Source organism: Dokdonella sp., from assembly GCF_049593775.1.
Classification (GTDB): Bacteria; Pseudomonadota; Gammaproteobacteria; order Xanthomonadales; family Rhodanobacteraceae; genus Dokdonella.
In genome coordinates this window covers 1-5,564 of sequence record NZ_JBAWHJ010000056.1, presented here as the reverse complement: position 1 = coordinate 5,564, position 5,564 = coordinate 1, and the positions used below count along the sequence as shown (strand labels likewise).

4 protein-coding genes are annotated in these 5,564 nt (G+C 61.4%); 1 reads left to right on the top strand and 3 read right to left on the bottom strand.

The features are described 5' to 3' along the window. Positions 1–80 precede the first annotated feature (80 nt). Positions 81–350 carry a GlsB/YeaQ/YmgE family stress response membrane protein gene (locus tag WBP53_RS02070; protein ID WP_423925440.1) on the top strand — a complete coding sequence of 90 codons (270 nt, stop codon included), beginning with the start codon at positions 81–83 and terminating at the stop codon, positions 348–350. Between the two features lie 116 nt (positions 351–466). Here the strand turns inward: WBP53_RS02070 and WBP53_RS02065 are convergent, their stop codons facing one another. From WBP53_RS02065 to WBP53_RS02055, 3 genes are all read right to left on the bottom strand, one after another. After that, positions 467–988 carry a peptidylprolyl isomerase gene (locus tag WBP53_RS02065; RefSeq protein ID WP_423925438.1) on the bottom strand — a complete coding sequence of 174 codons (522 nt, stop codon included), beginning with the start codon at positions 986–988 and terminating at the stop codon, positions 467–469. A gap of 156 nt (positions 989–1,144) precedes the next feature. Then, a complete protein-coding gene (locus WBP53_RS02060; RefSeq protein WP_423925436.1) occupies positions 1,145–4,315 on the bottom strand; it encodes an efflux RND transporter permease subunit in 3,171 nt (1,056 codons plus the stop codon). Continuing rightward, a partial coding sequence (locus WBP53_RS02055) for an efflux RND transporter periplasmic adaptor subunit (RefSeq protein WP_423925434.1) occupies positions 4,312–5,564 on the bottom strand: 1,253 nt, incomplete at its 5' end. The genes WBP53_RS02060 and WBP53_RS02055, both read right to left, overlap by 4 nt.

The window sequence follows — 5,564 nt, the reverse complement described above, 5'->3', positions numbered from 1 at the left end:
GAAAATGGAGCAAGACTGCGGCACGACGACGCACTCGACGGTAGAGTATCGGCGCTCACCAACATTCGAGGACAACCGGTATGGAAATATTTGGCAGCACCAATGGCATCCTGATGACCATCATCATCGGCTTTCTGGTCGGTATCGTGGCGAAGTTCCTCAAGCCCGGCAAGGATCCAGGTGGGTTCATCATCACGATACTGCTGGGTATTGCCGGCTCCTTCATTGCCACGTTCATCGGCAAGACCCTGGGCTGGTACCAACCAGGCCAGACGGCCGGATTCATTGGCTCGGTGATCGGCGCGATCATCCTTTTGGTGATCTACGGAATCGCCACGCGCAAGAAATAAGCACCGCAGCATGAAAAAAAACGCCGGGAAACCGGCGTTTTTTTTGCCCGTTCAACAGGTGGGCACCGAATAACGATGCACCGCCCTGACGCCCCGCGATTGCGGGGGTGAACAGTCTACTTGTTTGCGTCGAGCACGGCGTTCCACGCTTCGAGCTGTGGCTTGGCCTTCTCGAATACGGCGCTGGTATCGCCATCAATGGTGATTGATTCGATGGTATCGCCACCTCGAATCGCATCGACCACCTTCTGGTCTTCCGGCCCATCAACCATGCCGAATACCGTGTGCTTGCCATCCAGCCACGGAGTCGCCACGTGGGTGATGAAGAACTGGCTGCCGTTGGTTCCCGGGCCGGCATTCGCCATCGAAAGCACGCCACCGGAATTATGCTTGAGGGTCGGAACGATTTCGTCCTCGAACCGGTAGCCCGGACCACCAGTACCGCTGCCACTCGGACAGCCGCCCTGGACCATGAAATCAGGAATGACGCGATGAAAAGTCAGTCCGTTGTAGTAGCCGCGCTGTACCAGGTTGACAAAGTTCGCCACCGTAATCGGGGTCTTGTCGGCGAACAGGTTGACCCGGATCGGACCGCGCGATGTAACAAAGTTTGCAGTCAGGTGGGACGGTGTATTCATTTCAGGGCTCCGCGTTTCGAACTACCTAGACTAAACGATTTCGATGCGATCGGCAGGATGCCGTCATCGGCCCCCTGAACTGAAGGGCAATGCGCCATACGCATCCCCCCTGTTCTGCGCAATCCAGGCTGTGACCACCGGTCCCCGGGCCGGTGGTCACAGCCCTCTGCGACGATCTCCCTCCGTCGCCAGTCGCTGTCGTCCAAGCTCGCGTCGTCGTGACAATCGAAATGCCGCCGGGATCACCAGCATCGACAGGATCGGCGCTGTGAGCATGCCGCCCACCATCGGTGCGGCAATGCGCTGCATGACTTCCGACCCGGCACCCGATCCGAGCAGAATGGGCATGAGCCCAGCGAGGATCACGGCCACCGTCATCACCTTCGGCCGCACGCGCAGCAGCGAGGCTTCCCTGATCGCGACATCCAGCGCCTGCTCGCCGGCAGCCGGATCCAGTTCGCACTGGTGCAGCCAGGCCTGGCGCAGGCTCAGCATCATGATCACGCCAAATTCGGCCGCCACCCCTGCCAGCGCAATGAACCCGATCATGCTTGCAACCGACATCGAATGTCCGAGCAGCCAGACCAGCCAGATCCCACCCACCAGCGCCAGAGGCAGGCTCAGCATGATGATCGCCGCATCGCCGACGCGACGGAAGATCAGGTGAATGAGCAGGAACACGATGACCAGGGTTGCGGGAATGACCAGACGAAGGCGTTCGACGGCATGTTGCAGATATTCGTACTGACCGGACCAGTCCAGTGTGTAGCCGTTGGGCAGATCCATCCCTGTCCGGATTGCCGACTGCAGGGATTCGACGACGCCAGGCAAATCACGGCTGCTCGTATCGACATAGATATAGGTCGCGAGTTGTCCGTTCTCGCTCTTCAGCATCGGTGGACCGGCAGCGAGCGTGACCACGGCAACCTGGCCAAGCGTCAACTGGCTGCCGTTGTCAGCCACGATCGGCAACGCGCGCAGCGCGGAGAGGGAATCCCTCTGCGTACGCGGATAGCGAAGCACGATCGGATAGCGCTCGAGACCATCGATGGTCTGGCCGATCGGAGCGCCACCCACGATGGTCGCAATCAGCGACTGCAGGCGTGCCTGGGTCAGGCCGTAGCGTGCGGCTTCCTCTCGGCGAATGGTGACGTCGACATAGCGTCCGCCGGCTGCACGTTCGGCCACCGCCGACGTCACGCCCTCCACTCCGCGCACGATCGATTCCACGCGTTCGGCGAGCTCCTCGAGTACCCGGGTATCGGGGCCCAGCACCTTGATGCCGATCGGACTCTTGATGCCGGTCGAGAGCATGTCGATTCGATTGCGAATCGGATAGACGAACAGATTGGTCAGGCCAGGAACCCTGACCGCGGCATCCAGCTCCGCCTTCAGCGTGTCCATTGTCATGCCTTCGCGCCACTGATCGCGCGGCTTGAACGTGATCGTGGTTTCGAACATGGTCAGCGGTGCGGGATCGGTCGCCGTATCCGCGCGCCCGACCTTTCCGAACACATGCTCGACCTCCGGAACAGTCTTCAGCATGCGATCGGTCTGCTGCAGCAACTGCGATGCCTTTCCGGCGGAAATTCCCGGCAAGGCACTGGGCATGTACAGCAATGAGCCTTCATCCATCATCGGCATGAATTCGCTGCCGAGCCGGTTCCACGGCAGGATTGCAGACAGCAGCACGATACCGGCAACCAGAATGACCGAGCGCGGTGCACGCAGCACCCACTGCAGCAATGGTCGATACAGCCAAGCGGTGAACCGATTCAGCGGATTCTCGTGCTCGGATCGAATTCGTCCGCGAACCAGGTAACCGATCAGTACCGGTATCAGGGTGACCGACAGCCCGGCAGAGGCTGCCATGGCCCAGGTCTTGGTGAATGCCAGCGGCTTGAACAACCGCCCTTCCTGCGCTCCCAGCGCAAACACAGGAAGAAATGACAAGGTGATGACGAGCAGGCACAGGAAGAGTGCCGGACCGACTTCGCCGACCGCCTTGGCTACCAGCGCCCAGCGTTCCTCGCCCTCGATCGACCGCCCTGGATTCGCCTCGTTCCAGCGCTCGAGGTGCTTGTGCATGTTCTCGATCATGACCACGGAAGCATCGACCATTGCGCCAATCGCGATGGCGATACCGCCCAGCGACATCAGGTTGGCGCTGATGCCCTGGTAACGCATCACGATGAAGGCAGCGAGGATGCCGAGCGGCAAAGTGATCACCGCCACCAGCGAGGATCGCAGATGCCAGAGGAACAGCACGCAAACCAGAGCGACAACGAGGAACTCCTCGATCAGCTTCCAGGTCAGGTTGTCGACCGCCTCGATGATCAGCTGCGAGCGATCATAGGTGGTCACGACTTCGACACCCTCGGGCAAGCTGGCCTTGAGCTCGTCAAGGCGTGACTTGACTGCCGCAATCGCGGTCAGCGCGTTCTTGCCCGAGCGCAACACGACGATGCCACCGGCCACCTCGCCTTCGCCGTCCAGTTCGGCGATGCCACGCCTGAGAGTCGGCCCACGATGGACCCGGGCAACATCACCCAGCAAGACCGGCACACCCACTCCACTCGTGGTCAAGGGGACACCTTCAAAGTCTTCGGCGCTGTTGAGGTAGCCCACGCTGCGCACCATCAACTCGGCTTCGCCCTGCTCGATCACCGAACCGCCACTCGCGCCGTTGGCTGCGCGAATCGCACTCTCGACTGCGGCCACCGTCAAGCCACGGGCCGCAAGCGCCTGGGGGTCAAGGACGACCTGCCATGCCGAGACCATGCCTCCGATACTGGCGACCTCGGCAACATCCGGGACTGTCTTCAACTGGTAGCGAAGGAACCAGTCCTGCAACGCGCGCAACTCGCCAAGATCATGCCTGCCACTGCGATCCACCAGCGCGTATTCATAGATCCAGCCAACCCCGGTGGCATCAGGTCCGAGGGCCGGAGAAACACCTTCCGGCAATCGATCACGCACCTGGCTCAGGTATTCGAGCACACGCGATCGCGCCCAGTAGGGATCGGTTCCGTCCTCGAAGAGCACGTATACGTAGGAATCACCGAAGTAGGAAAACCCGCGCACAGTCGTCGCATCAGGAACCGACATCATCGTCGTTGCCAGCGGATAGGTGACCTGATCCTCGACGATCTGCGGTGACTGCCCGGGCCAGCTCGTGCGCAGGATGACCTGGGTATCCGAGAGGTCGGGCAATGCGTCCAGCGGCGTGCGCTGAACTGCGATCGTCCCGGCCACGGCAAGCACTATCGCGCCTACGAGGACAAGGAAACGGTTTGCGATCGACCAGTGGATCAGACCCAGGATCATCGCTGCGAACCCGTGTCGGCAGGCTTGTGCATGTCGTGCCCAGACATGTCGTGACCCTGCATGTCATGCCCCTGCATGTCATGCCCCTGCATGTCGTGACCCTGCATGTCGTGACCCTGCATGTCATGCCCCTGCATGTCACTGTCGCTGGCCTCCGGCCTCTTGCCCGGACCCAGGTTCCCGGATGCCGCTGCGTCTTCAGCGGAAAGGCGATCCAGGGCTCCCGACAGGCTTGCCTCGGAATCGAGCAGGAACTGGCCCGAAACGACAACCCTCTCGCCCCCGATCAGGCCTTCAAGGATCTCCGTCCTGCCACCCGAAGAGTGACCGGCGACCACTCGTACCGGAACGAAGCGGCCATCACCCGGACTCAGGATTACCCGCGTATCGACGCCGGTTGCTATCAGTGCGGCGTCGGGCACCAGTGGATGTTCACCACGTGAAACAGTATCGAACTGCAAATCGACAAACAGTCCGGGCACGAGTTTGCGGGCAGGATTTTCGAGCACGATGCGCGCGCCCTGGGTACGTGTGGTCGCATCCACATCTGCAATCAGGGCTTCGACGGCTCCGGAAAAAACCTCGCCCGGAAACGCACTGGCGCGCGCGTTCACCGACATGCCGGGACGGATGTTGCCCACCTGTGCCTGGGGAATGGCAGCTTCGGCCCAGACCGTGTCGAGGCCATTGATCGTCATCAGGGATGTGCCGGCCTGGACACGCTGGCCTTCGCGGACCATCAGGGCCGACACCACGCCGTCAATCGGCGAACGCAGCACCACACCACTGGCCACGCTGCTCAAGTTGCGGATCTGCGCATCATCCATGCCCATTGCACGAAGGCGTTGGCGCGCCGCAGGGCGCAGTGCCTGCGCCTCTTCGGAATCCATTCCCTCCAGCGCGAGATACTCCTGTGCCGCCGTGCTCCAGGCCGGCGAAATGAATTCGGCCAGTGGCTGCCCGGCGCGCACCTCTTCGAAAGGAGAGCGAACGGCCAGCTTTTCCACGATCCCATCGACACGTGCGCTGACCTCCCTCGATTCGCGCAGGTTCCATCCAATGTTGCCTGGCACGCTCAACGTCGCGGCAAGCGTGCCGACTTCGACCACCGCGATTCGAACGCCAAGGTTCTGTGCCGTGGCTGCCGAAACCCTGATCGACGCGGAGGAGTCGGTATCCGCATATTTCGGCACCAGGTCCATGTCCATGAATGGCGACTTTCCGGGCTTGTCGAAATGCTGATCTGGAA